14 protein-coding genes are annotated in these 16836 nt (G+C 63.6%); 8 read left to right on the forward strand and 6 right to left on the reverse strand.

Annotated elements, in window-relative coordinates; genetic code table 11:
• The first annotated feature begins 82 nt into the window (after positions 1-82).
• Complete coding sequence (gene ppc / locus D3872_RS24565) at positions 83-2902, forward strand: phosphoenolpyruvate carboxylase (RefSeq protein WP_119813219.1); 2820 nt, start codon at positions 83-85, stop codon at positions 2900-2902.
• Between the two features lie 104 nt (positions 2903-3006).
• On the opposite strand, the gene D3872_RS24570 is transcribed toward ppc, so the two are convergent.
• A complete protein-coding gene (locus tag D3872_RS24570; protein WP_182915928.1) occupies positions 3007-3735 on the reverse strand; it encodes a DUF1828 domain-containing protein in 729 nt (242 codons plus the stop codon).
• 838 nt (positions 3736-4573) lie between these two features.
• Here D3872_RS24570 and D3872_RS24580 point away from each other — a divergent pair.
• A complete protein-coding gene (locus tag D3872_RS24580) occupies positions 4574-5965 on the forward strand; it encodes a PAS domain S-box protein (protein WP_182915929.1) in 1392 nt (463 codons plus the stop codon).
• A gap of 151 nt (positions 5966-6116) precedes the next feature.
• Here the strand turns inward: D3872_RS24580 and rpoD are convergent, their stop codons facing one another.
• The gene (gene rpoD / locus D3872_RS24585; protein WP_119813223.1) at positions 6117-8594 is read right to left on the reverse strand and encodes an RNA polymerase sigma factor RpoD; all 2478 of its coding nucleotides are present in this window, start codon (positions 8592-8594) and stop codon (positions 6117-6119) included.
• 559 nt (positions 8595-9153) lie between these two features.
• Between rpoD and D3872_RS24590 the strand changes: the two genes are divergently transcribed.
• Genes D3872_RS24590 through D3872_RS24605 form a run of 4 tightly spaced genes read left to right on the forward strand, consistent with a single transcriptional unit; the run spans position 9154 to position 12187 of the window.
• On the forward strand, positions 9154-9627 hold the full coding sequence (locus tag D3872_RS24590; RefSeq protein ID WP_119813224.1) for a ProQ/FINO family protein: 474 nt from the start codon (positions 9154-9156) through the stop codon (positions 9625-9627).
• Positions 9628-9634: 7 nt separating this feature from the next.
• On the forward strand, positions 9635-10210 hold the full coding sequence (locus tag D3872_RS24595) for a 3'-5' exonuclease (protein WP_119813225.1): 576 nt from the start codon (positions 9635-9637) through the stop codon (positions 10208-10210).
• A gap of 1 nt (position 10211) precedes the next feature.
• Entirely contained in the window at positions 10212-10919 is a 708-nt protein-coding gene (locus D3872_RS24600; RefSeq protein ID WP_119813226.1) for a c-type cytochrome, read from the forward strand.
• Positions 10916-12187, forward strand: coding sequence for a cytochrome c (locus D3872_RS24605; RefSeq protein ID WP_119813227.1), 1272 nt, complete (start codon positions 10916-10918; stop codon positions 12185-12187). Before D3872_RS24600 ends, D3872_RS24605 begins: the two co-directional genes overlap by 4 nt.
• Position 12188: 1 nt before the next feature.
• Here the strand turns inward: D3872_RS24605 and D3872_RS24610 are convergent, their stop codons facing one another.
• Positions 12189-13343: a type IV pilus twitching motility protein PilT gene (locus D3872_RS24610; protein WP_119813228.1), complete on the reverse strand. Its 1155-nt coding sequence runs from the start codon at positions 13341-13343 to the stop codon at positions 12189-12191.
• Between the two features lie 178 nt (positions 13344-13521).
• On the opposite strand from D3872_RS24610, the gene D3872_RS24615 reads away from it, so the two are divergent.
• Entirely contained in the window at positions 13522-14208 is a 687-nt protein-coding gene (locus D3872_RS24615; protein WP_147373999.1) for a hypothetical protein, read from the forward strand.
• Between the two features lie 3 nt (positions 14209-14211).
• On the opposite strand, the gene D3872_RS24620 is transcribed toward D3872_RS24615, so the two are convergent.
• Positions 14212-14850, reverse strand: coding sequence for a class I SAM-dependent rRNA methyltransferase (locus D3872_RS24620; RefSeq protein WP_119813230.1), 639 nt, complete (start codon positions 14848-14850; stop codon positions 14212-14214).
• A gap of 188 nt (positions 14851-15038) precedes the next feature.
• Here D3872_RS24620 and D3872_RS24625 point away from each other — a divergent pair, with 188 nt between their 5' ends.
• Positions 15039-15818: a head GIN domain-containing protein gene (locus tag D3872_RS24625; RefSeq protein ID WP_119813231.1), complete on the forward strand. Its 780-nt coding sequence runs from the start codon at positions 15039-15041 to the stop codon at positions 15816-15818.
• 48 nt (positions 15819-15866) lie between these two features.
• Here D3872_RS24625 and D3872_RS24630 read toward each other — a convergent pair whose 3' ends face one another.
• A complete protein-coding gene (locus D3872_RS24630; protein WP_119813232.1) occupies positions 15867-16334 on the reverse strand; it encodes a copper chaperone PCu(A)C in 468 nt (155 codons plus the stop codon).
• 381 nt (positions 16335-16715) lie between these two features.
• The coding region (locus tag D3872_RS27690) for a YaeQ family protein (protein ID WP_147374000.1) at positions 16716-16836 on the reverse strand (121 nt) is incomplete at its 5' end.

The following is a 16836-nucleotide window of genomic DNA, read 5'->3' on the forward strand; positions in this document are numbered from 1 at the left end:
TAAGATCACAAATTTTATCATGCGCCTCCTTTGCAGACCGTGGCCAAAAGCCTTTGCCCAACATTTCATTCTGTGGTCCAACATGGTAAATCAAGCTGCTGCCCAAGAATCAGTGACAATCGTCGACAAGGACGAACCGCTGAAAGAAGATATCCGCCTGCTCGGGCGCCTGCTGGGCGACGTGCTGCGTGACCAGGAAGGCGAGGACGTGTTCGACGTCGTCGAGACCATCCGCCAGACCGCCGTACGGTTCCGGCGCGAAGCCGATCCCAAGGCCGGTGAGGAACTGACCGCCCTGCTGCACCGCCTGACGCGCGACCAGACTATCTCGGTGGTGCGCGCCTTCTCGTATTTCTCGCACCTGGCCAACATCGCCGAGGACCAGCACCACATCCGGCGCCGCCGCGCCCACCTGCTGGCCGGCTCGACGCCGCAGCAGGGCAGCCTGGGATTCGCGCTGTCGCGCCTGAAGGACGCCGGCGTATCGTCCGACACCGTGCAGTCCTTCTTCAAGGACGCGCTGATCTCGCCGGTGCTGACCGCCCACCCGACCGAAGTGCAGCGCAAGAGCATCCTGGACGCCGAGCATGACATCGCCCACCTGCTGGCCGAGCGCGACCTGCCGCTGACGCCGCGCGAACGCGCCGCCAACCTCGAACTGATGCGCGCGCGCGTCGCCACGCTGTGGCAGACCCGCATGCTGCGCTATTCGAAGCTGACGGTGGCCGACGAAATCGACAACGCCCTGTCCTACTACCGCATCACCTTCCTGCGCGAGCTGCCCGGCCTGTACGACGACATCGAGGAAGAAATCGCCGCCGGCTATGGCCTGAAGGACGGCGGCGCTCCCGCCACCGATGCCTCGTACGTCCAGATGGGCAGCTGGATCGGCGGCGACCGCGACGGCAACCCGAACGTCAACGCCGGCACCATGCAGCATGCACTGGTGCGCCACGCCACCACCATCCTCGACTTCTACCTCGACGAAGTGCACGCGCTGGGCGCCGAATTGTCGGTATCGACGCTGATGGTCAAGGTGACGCCGGAACTGCAGGCGCTGGCCGACGCATCGACCGACTCGTCCCCGCACCGCAGCGATGAACCGTACCGCCGCGCGCTGATCGGCATGTATGCGCGCCTGGCGGCCACCGCGCGCGAACTGGGCGCGGCCCACGTGGTGCTCAAGGAAGTCGGCAAGGCCGATCCTTACCTTGATGCCAGCGCCTTCGGCGCCGACCTGGCGCTGCTGTCCGATTCGCTGCGCGCCAACCACGGCGCCCAGCTGATCCGCCCGCGCCTGCAGCGCCTGCAGCGCGCCGCCACCATCTTCGGCTTCCACCTTGCTTCGCTCGACATGCGCCAGACCTCGGACGTGCACGAGCGTGTGCTGGACGAACTGTTCGCCAGCGCCCAGGTCGAAACCGGCTACGCCGCGCTCGACGAGGAAGCCAAGGTCAAGCTGCTGCTGGCCGAACTGGCCCAGCCGCGCCTGCTGTACTCGGCGTACACCGACTACAGCGACGAGACCAACTCCGAGCTGGCGATCCTGCGCGCGGCGCGCGAGATCCGCAGCCGCTACGGCGAGCGCGCGATCCGCAACTACATCATCTCGCATACCGAGACGGTATCCGACCTGCTGGAAGTGCTGCTGCTGCAGAAGGAAACCGGCCTGATGATCCCGGCCACTGGCCAGATCGACGTGATGGTGATCCCGCTGTTCGAAACCATCCCCGACCTGCAGCGCGCGCCGGACATCATGCGCGAATGGATGTCGCTGCCCTTCGTGAACCGCCTGATCGACTATCAGGGCCGGCTGCAGGAAGTCATGCTGGGCTACTCCGACTCCAACAAGGACGGCGGCTTCCTGACCTCGAACTGGGAGCTGTACAAGGCCGAGGTGCAGCTGGTGCGCGTGTTCGCGGACGCGAAGGTCAAGCTGCGCCTGTTCCATGGCCGCGGCGGCACCGTCGGCCGCGGCGGCGGCCCGAGCTACGAGGCGATCCTGGCGCAGCCGCCGGGCACCGTGAATGGCCAGATCCGCCTGACCGAACAGGGCGAGATCATCGCCTCCAAGTTCTCCAACGCCGACATCGGCCGCCGCAACCTCGAACTGCTGGTGGCCGCGACGCTGGAAGCGAGCCTGATGCCGCACGCGCAGGAAGGCTCGCACGCCGACAAGCTGGCCCGCTTCGAAGCCGTGATGGCCGAGCTGTCCGAGCGCGCGTACAAGGCCTACCGCAACCTGGTGTACGAAACCCCGGGCTTCACCGACTACTTCTTCGCCGCCACGCCGATCGCCGAAATCGCGGAGCTGAACCTCGGTTCGCGCCCTGCCTCGCGCAAGTCGACGCGCCGCATCGAAGACCTGCGCGCGATCCCGTGGGGCTTCTCGTGGGGCCAGTGCCGCCTGCTGCTGCCGGGCTGGTACGGCTTCGGCTCGGCCATCGGCGAGTGGCTCGACGACGGCGGCCAGAAGGAGGAACGCCTGGAAACGCTGCGCGCGATGTACCAGGAGTGGCCGTTCTTCGCGACGCTGCTGTCGAACATGGACATGGTGCTGGCCAAGACCGACCTGCCGATCGCGTCGCGCTACGCCGGGCTGGTGGCCGACGTGGAACTGCGCGAGCGTATCTTCAAGCGCATCTCGGGTGAACACGCCAACACGCTGCGCTGCCTGGAGCAGGTCACCGGCACCGGCCAGCGGCTGGCCAGGAACCCGCTGCTGGCGAGGTCGATCCAGAACCGCTTCGCCTACCTCGATCCGCTGAACCACCTGCAGGTTGAGCTGATTCACCGCCATCGTTCGGCGGCAGGCGAGCCGGAACGGGTCGATCCGCGGGTGCACCGCGGGATTCATTTGTCGATCAACGGGGTGGCGGCAGGGCTCCGCAATACGGGCTAATCCATCCGCGCGAGAAGCGAACCAACAAAAGACTAAACCCCAATCGTTCGTTTGAATGATTGGGGCCTCGTTCACCTGAGATCTTAGAAAGGTCGTGACTAGTGCTAGCTCGGTCGAGTGTGAATACGAGAACGCTCCTGAAGCTTGGTCATCATCATGACTTTACCGACTGAATCCAGCACAAGTCCCTCACGACGCGCGGCATCCTGGTCTTGTCGATCATCCATTACGACCAATATATTGAGGCCTTCATTCTCCGTCGCCGCCCTAATGTCCAGCAGCTTCTTTGCGGTCGAACTGACGCTTGCCGGATGTATACCAATCGCCAAAACGGCAGAACCATCAAACTGAAAATCCATTTTGTAGACATGACCCGTAACGCCTGATATTTCTTTTCCATCAGCGAGAACTGCCGATGGCTTCCACGCCTGGAGATAGATAGCAACCTCATCTAGAAGCAGTGATGAATCTGTCGAAACGCCACATTGCTCTTTCTCCCAACTCGTCACAGCAAGGACTGTGGTCAGATACTGTGCAAACGCTTTTTGCACCTCGTTAGACTTAGACCATATTTCGAGTTCACCGGAATCATTCAGTTGAACGCCATTTGGTTCAGCAATGTTTTTTAGAAAACGGGTTCGCCGATGATCATCGAACGAAACGCCCCGACCAATCAAGTGCATGATGACGCCGCCGTCGTCAAAGAACCGAACTGTCGAGCCGATTTTTTCGACAAAAACAGGAATCCCGTCGCCATCAGCAAAGGCGAATGGCGTATCGATCATCGCCACGCTGCCCTCGGCATTTAGCGGATGGCAGACGAAACCGATCATTTCTGAAATCGTGGAGCAAATCATCTGTCAGGTTTTAACTCAAACGTTTCTGGATGAACTGGCGACGGCTCAAATGTGATATTTGTCTGAGCACAAAAATGTGCCAGTACTTCATCATATCCCCAACTCGCCCAACTCGCATCCCCAGTCGTCCGGAGTGAGCCCACGTGCTCATGCGACAGCTTGTGAGTATCAAGTATGCGCTTGGCGCATGCGTAACTTCGAGCTGATATACACGCTCTTTTCCGTAGGGAAACCGCTGAAAGAGGGTGAAAACATATCGGGTAACCGTAGTTTTATGGCTTCGGCGATATACAAGCTCGACATACATTTGAGCACTTGCGCCGAACTCGTCTAGAACCCCAACACCTACCGATACGGTTCCTGGCTGCACTTTCAGCGGCAACCACTCACCTATGTCCTCGCACTTCAATGGGTCGCGCATGAGCGCGCGCGCCTCGTCCTCAGTGATCGTTCGCATAGGCTTCGATACGGAAAAATCAACGTATAAGCGTGCCATTCAAATTGGCTCAAACGACAAATCCCCTACGTAACGCGTCGGTTCGGGTACGGATGGGAACAGCCTCCGTTAAAAGAATAACATGTTTATCTAGCCGAGACTTGGGCCTATGGAAACAAGAGTCGATGGGGAAGCATTGTTTGCATCTCATTCCGACGCTTGGACCATACACGCGAGTCGCTGCAAAACTGTTGCTTATCTTTATTGAGCAAGAAACATGCACCTTGCATAGTACTTTCTTGCAAGTTTCGTGAAAGAAAACAGATATAGAATCGACCATCTATTTCCCATCTGAAAGCTCCGATAATGAAGTGGAATGTGGAAAGCATCTCGTTGGCGGTAGCCGGAACCATCCTCCTGTTTGGGGGCGCATTTGCCGTCCTGGCCGCCGCTGCCGCCGGCCAGCTGCAGTTGGGGCCGGCCAGCCTGGCCGCGCTGGCGGCCAGCCTGGCCACCGTGGTCCTGATGCGGCTGCGCCACCTCATCACCACCCGCAAGATGGCCGAAGCCATGCTGCTGACCGACATTTCACGGCGCAAGGAGGCCGAACTCGAGCTGTGCGCCATCAGGATGCGTGCCGAGCACCTGATGCGGGAGAACGAGCAGCTGCGCGCCGAAACCGCGGTACGCCAGGCGGCCGAGCGCGCGCAAGTGCGCAGCGCGGAGCGGCTGCAGAACATCATCGCCACCCTGCCGGTGGCCTTGATGATCAAGGACCCGCAGTCCCGCATCACCTTCATGAACAATGCCGCGGAAAAAGGCTGGGGCCTGTCGTTCCCCGAGATGGTGGGCAAGACCGGCGCCGAGATGTTTACGCCGGACCAGATGGAGAAGATCCTGGCCACCGACCGTGCCGCCTTTGCAAACCGCGAGGTGATCGTGGAGGATCGGAAAATCTGGAACGTCGCACGCGTGCATTGCCGCCAGTACGAATTGGTCAGGAAGCCGGTTTTCGACGCCGGCGGCCAGCCGGATTACCTGATCTGCGTGTTCATCGACATCACCGAGCGCAAGCTGGCGCAGGCGGCGCTGCAGCTGTCTTACCAGCAGCTGCGCCAAGTGACGGCGCGCCTCGAACTGATGAAGGCGGAAGACGGCGAGCGCATCGCCAAGGGCAATCCCGACGACTTGGGGCAGAACCTGCTGGCCCTGAGGATCGATGTCGAATGCCTGCATGCGCGCGCGGGCGACGCCCATTCCTCTGCTCAAGGAGCGGGTCGGGCATGTGCTCGACAACCATCGACGCCACATCGCTCGGTGCGCCGAGATCATCGAATACCTGCATCCGAGACGCTGGAGCTGGGGCTGCCGGTAGCCGCTGGAGTGGCTGGCCGACCAGTTTCAAGAAGCGCAGCGGCTGCGTGCACGCTGCCGTGGATCGGGGTAGCAGGAATCGCCGGCGGATGCGAAGCGCAATGCGGTTGGTCTTCCGCATCGTGCAGGAGTGGCTGCTGTATGTGCTGCGATATGCGCATGCGACCATGGGCGAATGTGACGCTGTCGATCGGGGCGGAGCAGCTGTCGATCACGATACTCGATGACGGAGTCGGCGTGGTCGAGGGGAATGCGGGGAAGGATGCGGCGTGTGCGCTGCGCGGGATCCGCGAACGGGTGAACGTGTTTGGCGGGGAGCTGGCGATCGACAGCGGGGACGACACCGGGACGACCTTGTCGATCCTGATTCCGACGGCGGCGGCGGTGCAGGCTTGATGTAAAACGGCGGATGCGGCCTCGGCGGCAGCCCGCTTATCCGCCCTACGCAGACTTCGGGACGTAGGGCGGATAAGCGGAGCGCATCCGCCGTTTTCATTCTCGTAGTCGTAGAGCGGATGAGCGCAGCGTCATCGCCTGACATCACCGATTAGTGGTTATGCAGGAAGCTCTTCAGCTTGTCCGAACGCGACGGCTGGCGCAGCTTGCTCATGGCTTTCGCTTCGATCTGGCGGATACGCTCGCGCGTCACATCGAACTGCTTGCCCACTTCTTCCAGCGTGTGGTCGTTCGACATCTCGACGCCGTAGCGCATGCGCAGCACCTTCGCTTCGCGCGGGGTCAGCGAATCGAGCACTTCCTTGATCACGTTGCGCATCGATGCGTGCAGCGCGGCGTCCAGCGGCGCCAGCGTGGTGTTGTCCTCGATGAAGTCGCCCAGCTGCGAATCGCCGTCCTCGCCCATCGGCGTTTCCATCGAAATCGGTTCCTTCGCGATCTTCATGATTTCGCGGACTTTGTTCTCCGGCATTTCCATCTTCAAGGCCAGCGTCGCGAGATCCGGCTCGCTGCCGGTTTCCTGCATGATCTGGCGCGAGATGCGGTTCATCTTGTTGATGGTCTCGATCATGTGCACCGGCACGCGGATGGTACGCGCCATGTCCGCGATCGAACGCGTGATCGCCTGGCGGATCCACCAGGTCGCATAGGTCGAGAACTTGTAGCCGCGGCGGTATTCGAACTTGTCCACCGCCTTCAGCAGGCCGATGTTGCCTTCCTGGATAAGGTCGAGGAACTGCAGGCCGCGGTTGATGTACTTCTTCGCGATCGAAATCACCAGGCGCAGGTTGGCCACCGTCATTTCACGCTTGGCGTGGCGCGCGCGCTTTTCGCCCGCGGCCATCTGCTTGTTAATCTTGCGCAGGTCGGCCAGCGGCAGCGCCACGCGCGCCTGCAGGTCGATCATGCGCTGCTGCAGTTCCTTGATCGCCGGGACGTTACGGCCCAACACGGTGCTGTACGGGTAGGCGCAGTCGACTTCGCGGTCGACCCATTCCAGGTCCGTCTCGTTGCCCGGGAAGACCTTGATGAAGTGGGCGCGCGGCATGCCGCAGCGGTCCACGCAGATCGCCAGCACGGCTTTTTCGATCTGGCGCACTTCGTCCATCTGGCCGCGCAGGGTGTCGCACAGCTTCTCGACCACCTTGGCGGTGAAACGGATGCCCAGCAGCTCGTTGGAGATGACTTCCTGCGCGTTGACGTATTTCGGCGAGCCGTAGCCGTCCTTCTCGAAGGCCTTGGCCATCTTGTCGAACTGGTCTTCGATGACGGCGAACTTGTCCAGCGCGCCCTTCTTCAGCTGCGCCAGCTGTTCGGTCGAGAAGCCGGCCGCGCCGCCATTGGCGTCGCCGTCTTCTTCCTCGACTTCTTCTTCTTCCTCGTCGTCGTCGTCCGACGATGCCTGCGGCGCCGGCGCGGCAGGCGCCGAGCTTTCGTTCAGGTCGACGAAGCCGTCGACCACTTCATCGACCTTGATTTCGTCTTTCGCGATCTTGTGCGACAGCGCGATGATCTCGGCGATCGTGGTCGGGCAGGCCGAAATCGCCTGCACCATGTCTTTCAGGCCGCCTTCGATGCGCTTGGCGATTTCGATCTCGCCTTCGCGGGTCAGCAGCGCGACCGCGCCCATTTCACGCATGTACATGCGGACCGGGTCGGTGGTGCGGCCGAAGTCGGAATCGACGGTCGACAGCGCGGTCGCGGCAGCCGCTTCAACTTCGTCGTCGCTGGTCTGGGTGGCCACGGTATCGGTCAGCAGCATCATTTCGGCGTCAGGGGCGCGCTCGTAGACGGCGATGCCCATGTCGTTGAAGGTTGCGATGATGCCTTCGATCGCTTCCGGATCGATAATATTTTCAGGCAGCTGGTCGTTGATCTCGGCGTAGGTCAGGAAACCGCGGTCCTTGCCCATGTTGATCAGGTTCTTGATCTGCTGGCGGCGGCGTTCCAGGTCGGCTTCCGACGTCTTGTCGTCAGCGCCCATGATGTTCGCCAGGCCGCTCTTGGCCTTGCGCTCCCTGGCCTTCGACACCGCCTTCAGCTCGGCGCGTTCGACCGCGTTCAGCGCCGCGACTTCGTCGTTCTCGGGCATGAATTCGCTCGGCTTGCGGCCGCGGCGGCCCGGCACCTTCACGCCCGGCAGCAGGTAGCCGGAAGTGTCGATCGAGGCCAGCGTGGCGGCGTCGCTCACCACCGACGGAGCGGTGTGGCTGACCGGCGCCGCTTCTTCGGCCTTCCTGGCGACGCGGGTCTTGACCGCCTTCGGGGCTGTCTCGGCAGGCGCAGCTTCGGCTGCGGCAGGCGCCGACTCGACCACCGGCTCGACCGTCGCCAGGCGCGAGCGCTTGCGCACCACCACCGGCACGGCCGGCGCCGCGGCGACGGCCGCGCCTGGCGCTTCCGCCGCGCTCACCGCCAGGCGTCCGCCTTTTTTCACCACCGTGACCGTGGCCGCGGCTTCCGTTTCGAGGAAGTAGGAGGTCGCGGTTTTCGGGACCGCGAGCTGCGCAGTTGCCTTGCGCGGCGCCTTGGTAGCGGTCAGTGTCAGTGTCTTGGCGGTGTTCTTCATTAAAAACTCTCCAGTCGAGGGCGTGCTGCGCGCCTGCGAAGTCAATAATCCACCTGGGCCAGCAATGCTGTCCCGATGGAGGTGAATAGGGATGGCCCTAGCTAAGGGCGATACTGCTGGAATGCAAGCGCCACCGGCCACCTTTGGCGACCCGGGAAATGAAGTGATTGTGCGGTGATCAAGACAGTGCTGTGCATTACAAAACGAAAAAAAGCCCGCTGGCAAAAACGGGCTTGAATCTATTTTTCAGGGGAAGAATAGAGGAGACAAGCGTTATTATGGCGCATTGCAACATATCATGACAATTGAAAAACCAAATACCTGATATAAGCATTTGGCATAGCTGCCGCTAGCGGCCGCTTCCACAACTCCCCCTACACCCTGCGCCAGCTCAAGCCATGCGCAAGGCAAGAGGCGGATCATACACGATTTCGCCGATGGGCGCCTGCACAGGAGCGGCTGTTTGACCGACTGTCAACAGTAGACTAACAACATGTTGCCAAATTGTCCCATTACTTACCAATGTGAGCATGCTATCCTTCCGGTTCCAGCTTTTACAATGAAGTCAATGAATCCAACACCCCTTGCCGCCGAGCCCGCGGAAGCATCCGCGCCAAGCCCGGCGCCAGCCGCCGCTCCCAGCGCGCGGAACCTGCTCAAGCAACTCCAGCAACAGTTTCCCGCGTTCCGTAATTGCCTGCCGCTGGCCATCGGCATCGACAAGCAGATCCTTGCACGCCTGCCCGGCACCGACCGCAAGACCATGCGCGCCGCGCTTGGCATCCATACCGGTTCGCTGCGCTACCTGCGCGTGATGGAAAAAGCAACCTTGCGCTACGACCTGGACGGCAATGCCGGCGACGAAGTCACCGACACCCACCGCGCCCACGCCAAGGAAGTGCTGCAGCAGCGTTTCAAGAAGGAAGCCGAGCGCAAGAAGGCCGAACGCGAAGCCGCCCAGGCCGAGGAAGCCAACCGCCTGCGCCAGGAAAAGCTGCTCCAGCTCGCGTCCAAGTTCTCCCGCAACGGCTAAGCCGGCCATGGCGGACGTCCCCGACGAACTGTTGCCGCCCTACGACGGCATCAAGCTGCATCACGTGCGGGTGGTGAAATCCGAGCGCGATGCGGCCGATGCGCTGGCCGCCCTGCTCTCTTCCGACGTGCTGGGCTTCGATACCGAATCGAAGCCTACCTTCGCCAAGGGCGAGTCGTCGACCGGCCCGCACCTGGTGCAGCTGGCCACGGACGATGCGGCCTACCTGTTCCAGATCGGCCCGGCGCCGGCCATCGACGTGCTGCGCGAAGTGCTCGAATCGGCCCTCATCCTGAAGGTCGGCTTCGGCCTGACCGACGACCTGCGCCGCCTGCGCAGCAAGCTCGGGATCGAAACCGCCAACGTGCTCGACCTCGCCACCGCCCTGCGCCGCGGCGAGCGCAACACGCTGGGCGCGAAAACCGCGGTGGCGCGCTTCTTCGGGCAGCGCCTGCAGAAGTCGAAGAAGATCACCACCACCAACTGGGCCCTGCCGCGCCTGTCCGAAAAGCAGATCCTGTATGCGGCCGACGACGCCCACGTGGCGCTGCGCATCTACCGCCGCTGGCGCGCGGACAGCTGACGTGGACCGCCGCGCCGCCCTGCTGCTGGCCCTCGCCGCCCTGGCGGGAGCCGCATGGGCGGAACGTCCCAAGGTGCTGCCGGCCACGATGGAACAACGGCTTCTCGCCTGCACTTCCTGCCACGCACGGCCCGACCGCAACGACGCCTTCTTCCCGCGCATCTCGGGCAAGCCGGCCGGCTACCTGTACAACCAGCTGGTCAACTTCAAGGACGGCAAGCGCCAGTTCCCGATGATGACCTATATGGTCGGCCACCTGCCGGACGACTACCTGCGCGAGATCGCCCTGCATTTCTCGCAGCATCACTTGCCGGCGCCGGCCTCCACCCCGGCCATCCTGGCGCCCGCCATCATGGAACGGGGCCGCAAACTGGCACTGGACGGCGACGCCGCGATCAGGGTGCCGGCCTGCGTGGCCTGCCACGGCAAGGCCCTGACCGGCGTCGAACCCGCGATACCGGGCCTGCTTGGCCTCCCGCGCGACTACATGAACGCGCAGTTCGGCGCGTGGAAGAACAAGACGCGCCGCGCGCATGCGCCCGACTGCATGGCCGACATTGCCGGGCGCCTCAGCCAGGCCGACATTTCCGCCGTGTCCGGATGGCTGGCGGCCCAGCCGGTGCCGCCCGGTACGCGCCCGGCCGCCGCCGGCGCCATCGCGCGTCCGCTGCCGATCGCCTGCGGCAGCGCGCCGGAGGGCGCGCAATGAAGAAGCGCTACCTGGTTCCCGCGCTGATAGCCGCCGGCGCGGCTGCGGCGGTGGCCATTGCCTGGCCGCGCGACCAGTTCATCGCGGCCAGTTCGCCCGCCGCATGGGCCGGCACGCAGGACAATGTCGCGCGCGGCGCCTACCTGGCCAAGGCGGGCGACTGCATGGCATGCCACACGGCGCGCGGCGGCCAGGCATACGCAGGCGGGCGCGCCATCGACACGCCGTTCGGCAAACTGACCGCGCCCAACATCACCCCCGACCAGGCCAACGGCATCGGCGCCTGGAGCGCGGACGACTTCTGGGGCGCCCTCCACAACGGCAAGTCGCGCGACGGCCGCATGCTGTATCCGGCCTTCCCCTATCCGAACTACACGCGCGTGTCGCGCGCCGATTCCGACGCGCTGTATGCCTTCCTGCGCACGGTGCCGGCAAGCGCACGCGCCAACGACGCGCACGCCTTGCGCTTCCCGTACAACCAGCAGCTGTCGCTGGCAGCCTGGCGCCTGCTGTACTTCAAGCCGGCGGCGTTCGTCGAAACACCTGCGCGCGGCGCCGAATGGAACCGCGGCGCCTACCTGGTCGAAGGGCTCGGGCACTGCGCCGCATGCCACAGCAGCCGCAATACGCTGGGCGCGCCGTCGGACGGGCTGGCCGGCGGGCTGATTCCGGTGATCGGGTGGTATGCGCCATCGCTGACCTCCGATGCGGAAGCGGGGCTGGGCAGCTGGGAAGTGCCGCATATCGTGCAGCTGCTGCGCACCGGGATTTCGCCGCGCGCGACGGTCATGGGGCCGATGGCCGAGGTGGTTCAGGAGAGCCTGCAGCATTTGGCGGTGGCTGACGTGACCGCGATGGCTGTGTATTTGAAATCGCTGCCGGATACGGCGGCGCGGAGGGAAAAATTCGTGCCGGGGCCGGAGACCGAACAAGTTATCGCGGCGGGCAAGAAACTGTATGAAGCCCATTGCGTCGACTGCCACGGCGGCGACGGCAAGGGCCTGCCGCCGGCGTATCCGCCGCTCGCCGGCAACCGCGCGATCACGATGGATTCGTCCGTCAATGCGATCCGCAGCGTGATGAACGGCGGCTTCCCGCCGGGGACCACGGGCAATCCGAAACCTTATGGCATGCCGCCGTTCAGCCATGTTTTGGATGACGCGGAGGCGGCGGCCTTGTTGACGTATTTGCGCAGCAGCTGGGGCAACCGGGCCGCGCCGGTCACGCCGGGCGAGGTCAACAAGTACCGGGCGGTGCCGCTGGATTAAGTTACGCGGCGTTCAGCATCGCCGAGTAACAAGCATCGGCAAACCCGATCCTGTCGGTGGTCGCATTGCGCGCATCTTCCATGCTGATCTGCTTCTCGCGCAGCAGGTACACCAGCGCCGAATTCATCGAATGGCAGCCCGCGTTGAACTTGCCGGTGCCGCCATCCATCAAGGTACGCACTTCCGCAATGCGTCCCGACTCGATCATGCGCACCACTTCCGGATTCGAGGTCAGGCACTCGGTCGCCAGGTGGTAGCGGCCGCCGTCAAGCGACGGCAGCAAGGCCTGGCACAGGACCCCGCGCAGCGCATGCGCCAGGGCCTGCGACTGCGCTTCCGAATTCCCCAGCAAGCGGCTCATCTTCTGCAGCCCCAGCTCGGTCGAGCGCGCGTGCAGCGACGCCAGCACCAGCGGGCCCGATTCGGCCAGCGCCAGCGCTTCCTGCGCCGTTTCCGCATCGCGGATCTCGCCGATCACGATCACGTCCGGACGCTCGCGCAGCGCGTCGAGCGCGCCCAGGTAGTAGCTCTCGACATCGCCGTCGACGCCCACTTCGCGCTGGGTGATGATGCATTTGCGCTGAGGGATCAGGGTCTCGACCGGGTCTTCAATGGTGATGATGTGGCCCGAGCGGGTCTTGTTGATTTCGTCGACCATCGAGGCGATGGTGGTGGACTTGCCCTGGCAGGTATCGCCGATGATCAGCACCAGCCCCGAAGTCAGGCGCGCGAAATCCTGTTCCGCGGTGCGCAGGCCCAGGCTGGCCAGCGCATGCGGCTCCTTCGGGAAGCGGCGGATCACGCAGCCGAGCCGCTTCTTGCCCTGGAAGCTGAAGCAGTTGGCACGGATACGCGCGGTGTGCAGGTCGATCGAGCGGTCGAAGGCGCGCACCGCGATGCGCTCGTCCCAGTCCGGCTCGATCACGCTGAAGAACTCTTCCAGCTCTTCCTTCGTGATCGGCGAATCGGTCACCGCCACCAGGCCCTTGGGCTGGCGCAGCAGCAAGGGACTGTTCTGGTGGATGATGATGTCGGAAAATACCAGCCGCGAGTTCAGCAGGTGCAGGATCTGCTCAACCAGCGTACCGAACACCGGGTGGTCTTCGTTCTCGATATACGAGAGGGTCCTGATTTGCGACGATTCGTGATTTTCCATGCGCGATTCTCGAATTCCGGTGGAACAAGCGTGAGCTTGATTATAAGACTAGTCCCCGGAGAAAATTGCAAGATCGAAAGATAAATTTATTCTTTCCAACGCAATCCGTGGCGTAAAAATCGCTTGGCAAGCCTTGGTGGAAAGTGCAGGATGGCTCTATCCGCACAAGGAGGACACCGTGAAAACGCCCCTGATCGCCGCCCTGGTGCTGGCGGCTGCGTTGCCGGCCGCCGCGCGCGGCGCCAACCCGAGTTTCGAGCAGCGCTGCGAGCAGGAAATGAAACCCATGTTCGAGGTCAGCCTGCGCGAGTCCGGCTACACGGTCGACAACACCGTCTCGAGCCGGGTACTGAACAACCGCAGCGTGCACCACTACGCCGGCGAGCAGATGCTCGGCATGACGGCGCTGGAAGCGCGCACCGTGGTGTCCTTCGACGGTCCGGCGCTGGCCGACAAGGCCAGCGGGCGCGAATGCGTGGCGCCGCGCATCTCGGTGGCGCTGACGTTCCCGAAAATGTCGGTGTTCGTCGCGCGCGAGTTCGCGCCGGCCTCGTGCAGCTACCGGCAGGTACTGGAACACGAACTGCGCCACGTGCAGCTGTACCGCGACCAGTTCCCCGGACTGGTGGAGCGGGTGCGCCATGGACTGGCGGCGCGCTTCGGCGGCAAGCCGCTGTATGCCGACCATGGCAAGGGGCTGGAGGCGCTGGAGGCCGACATCGACAACTGGCTGCGGCCCTTCATCAAGGCCGAAATCGGCCGCATGGAAGTGGCGCAGGCGGCGATGGATACGCCCGACGAATCGTTCCGCCTGTCGATCGCCTGCAATGGCGAGCTGGCCAACAACCTCGGCAACCGCTATTGAGGCTTAGCGGAAGCGGCTCTTGTGGCCGGTTTTCAGGTCGAGCGAAAACTTCACGCCGCTTTCCATGACCGTCACGTCGTCCGGCGGCTCGTCGCCGGCCAGCGCGCCCGCCACCACCGGCAGGCCCTCCCCTTTGCGCACCAGTTCGTCGGAGCGCTCGTAGACGTTGCGGCAGCCGGTTTCCGCGATCAGCGCCTGCACGATCGGCACCTTCCAGGCGTCGACGCCCGCGGCCTGGAACTCGCACACCAGCCAGCCGTCCTTGCCGCCGAAGGAATCCACCAGCAGTCCCGGCAGGCCGTCCGCCTCGGCATTCACGCGGCGCACCACGTCGCCCGCTTTCGCCTTCGCCGCCGCCGGCGCGCTCTTTTCCAGCGCCGCCTTGACCCGCCGCTTGATCAGCGCATGGTCGATCGGCTGGCCTTCGTCGAAGGTCCAGACCCGGGCGCGGATCTGCGATTTCGAATTGTAGGCGGCGCGCGCCAGGAAGGCACGCGACGAGGACTGCACGATGGCGGTGGAACCCGGCTTCATCTTTTCGTTGGGCCTGCCCTCGACCCGCTCGATCGCCGACGCATAAATCCAGGGGTCGCCCGCGAGCAGGCTTTTTTCCTTGCCCTGTTTGATAGTAATGATCAGCATGACGCTTCCAGAAAAGATGAGGGGGCGGCATGATACCGCGCCGGGCCGGTCCTTGCCGGATTATCGCGCCTGATGGCATCCTGGAACGCACGGTATGCATCCTGTCGCAATCTCGTGGCGTGCTTCAGCGGGTGGGATTACGATGCAGTCACCGTCCCCCTTAAACACCGACAACAAGGACAAGACACATGAAGATCGCACCGAAAACCACCCTGCGCCATATCGTACTGGCGGTCGCCGCGTTCACGCTGGCAGCGCCGGCGGTGGTGGCCACCGCCTCGCCGCTGGACTGGATCGGCGGTGAAAAAGTGCGCGGCAGCGGCGCCGTCAAGCAGCAGTCGCGCGCCGTGGCGGGTTTCAATGGCCTGTCGCTGAGCCTGCCGGCCCAGGTCGAGCTGCGCATCGGGAACGCCGAAGGCATCACCATCGAAACCGACGACAACGTGCTGCCGCTGGTGGAAACCGTGGTCGAAGGCGGCACCCTCAAGATTCGCCCGGTCAAGCGCAACATGAGCCTGCAGCCAAGCCGCCTGCGCATCGTGGTGCAGGCCAGGTCGGTCGAACGCCTGGCGCTGGGCGGCTCGGGCTCGATCCGTTCGGACGCGCTCAAGGGACGCAAGATGGATATCGACATCGGCGGCTCGGGCTCGATCGACGTCAAGCGCATCGACGCAGATTCGCTGTCGGTCGCGCTGGGCGGCAGCGGCAACCTGACCGCCGGCGGCGGCAGCACGCGGTCGCTGTCGCTGTCGATCGGCGGCTCGGGCGACGTCGACCTGGGACGGGTGGCCACCGGCAGCGCCAACATCAGCGTGGCCGGTTCCGGCAACGCCACCGTATGGGCAAGGGACTCGCTGGACGCGACCATCGCCGGCTCGGGCGACGTCAACTACTACGGCGACCCGCGCATCAGCCGCACGGTGGTGGGTTCGGGCGACGTGGTGCGCCTGGCGGGCTCGCCGAAGTAAGGCAGCGGCCGCGGGAATGAAAAAAGCGGGCAGTGCGCGCTTTTTCGCTTAGTGCTGGTGCATCGCGGGCGTCTTGCCCGGCCCGGTAAAGGTCAGCGGCTTGACCGGCACGTCGAGCGTGATGGTCTCGCGCTTCTTGTCCTTGCCCTCGACGACGATCGTCAGCGGCACCACCTCGTCGGCTTTCAGCTGGCGTTTCAGGTCCATCAGCATGATGTGGTAGCCGCCGGAGGCGAGGTTGACGCCCTTCCCGGCCGGCAGCTCGATGCGTTCGACCTGTTCCATCTTCATGCGGTCGCCGCTCATTTCCATCTTGTGCAGCTGGGCCATGCCCGCCACCGGCGTGCTGACGCCGACCAGGCGCGCATCCTTTGCCGACTGCAGGTGCATGAAGGCGCCGGTGCTGCGCTGCTGCGGCACGGTGGCGCGTACCCATGGCGCGGTGACGCTGACCTGGGCCAGCGCGCTGGTGGCGACGGCAAACGACGCGGCCAGCGCAAACAGATGTTTTTTCATCAGAATTGCTCCAAGAAACCCTGTCCTTCAGGGCAGGGAGTGAAAGGAGCCGGGCGCGTAGCGCCCGCAGCCGTCCAAGTGAAAAAATGTGTTGAACTTTGTTGTTGGTTCACGGTCAAACTCCATAAGTGCCGCAGTGAGCGATTACGCGCTGGGGCATGATTCACCAATACCGCTTTTTCCAAGCCGCAGTTGCCATCGGCGAGGTCGAAAGATATCCTGCGGATTGAATAAGAAGCTGGGCTCGTTTCAGTCCGGCTTCCGTCTGGGGCATCAGACGCCAGCAGTGGGAATCCCCTTCCGTTCACGAAGGGGAGGATGTCAAGTTTGGTTGTCTTCCTGAGCAGTATTTCAGCGGCAGATTATACGCGCCGCCGGGTTTCAGCGTCCGCCGCGGAAGGTTTCGCGCTCGACCAGCACGGTGTCTTCGCCGTCGGTCAGGTAGATCTGGCTGTCCTGGATGGTGCACTGCAGCTGCATGTTGCGCTTGGCGAGCTTTTCC

Source organism: Massilia cavernae (genome assembly GCF_003590855.1).
GTDB lineage: Bacteria > Pseudomonadota > Gammaproteobacteria > Burkholderiales > Burkholderiaceae_D > Telluria_A > Telluria_A cavernae.

Bases quoted from the DNA above. Each gene is read 5' to 3' on its own strand.
- D3872_RS24570 (WP_182915928.1), bottom strand. From the start codon at position 3,735: ATGATCGGTTTCGTCTGCCATCCGCTAAATGCCGAGGGCAGCGTGGCG.
- D3872_RS24620 (WP_119813230.1), bottom strand. From the start codon at position 14,850: ATGCTGATCATTACTATCAAACAGGGCAAGGAAAAAAGCCTGCTCGCG.
- D3872_RS24590 (WP_119813224.1), top strand. From the start codon at position 9,154: ATGAAGTCAATGAATCCAACACCCCTTGCCGCCGAGCCCGCGGAAGCA.
- D3872_RS24630 (WP_119813232.1), bottom strand. From the start codon at position 16,334: ATGAAAAAACATCTGTTTGCGCTGGCCGCGTCGTTTGCCGTCGCCACC.
- D3872_RS24595 (WP_119813225.1), top strand. From the start codon at position 9,635: ATGGCGGACGTCCCCGACGAACTGTTGCCGCCCTACGACGGCATCAAG.
- D3872_RS24610 (WP_119813228.1), bottom strand. From the start codon at position 13,343: ATGGAAAATCACGAATCGTCGCAAATCAGGACCCTCTCGTATATCGAG.
- D3872_RS24625 (WP_119813231.1), top strand. From the start codon at position 15,039: ATGAAGATCGCACCGAAAACCACCCTGCGCCATATCGTACTGGCGGTC.
- ppc (WP_119813219.1), top strand. From the start codon at position 83: ATGGTAAATCAAGCTGCTGCCCAAGAATCAGTGACAATCGTCGACAAG.
- rpoD (WP_119813223.1), bottom strand. From the start codon at position 8,594: ATGAAGAACACCGCCAAGACACTGACACTGACCGCTACCAAGGCGCCG.
- D3872_RS24605 (WP_119813227.1), top strand. From the start codon at position 10,916: ATGAAGAAGCGCTACCTGGTTCCCGCGCTGATAGCCGCCGGCGCGGCT.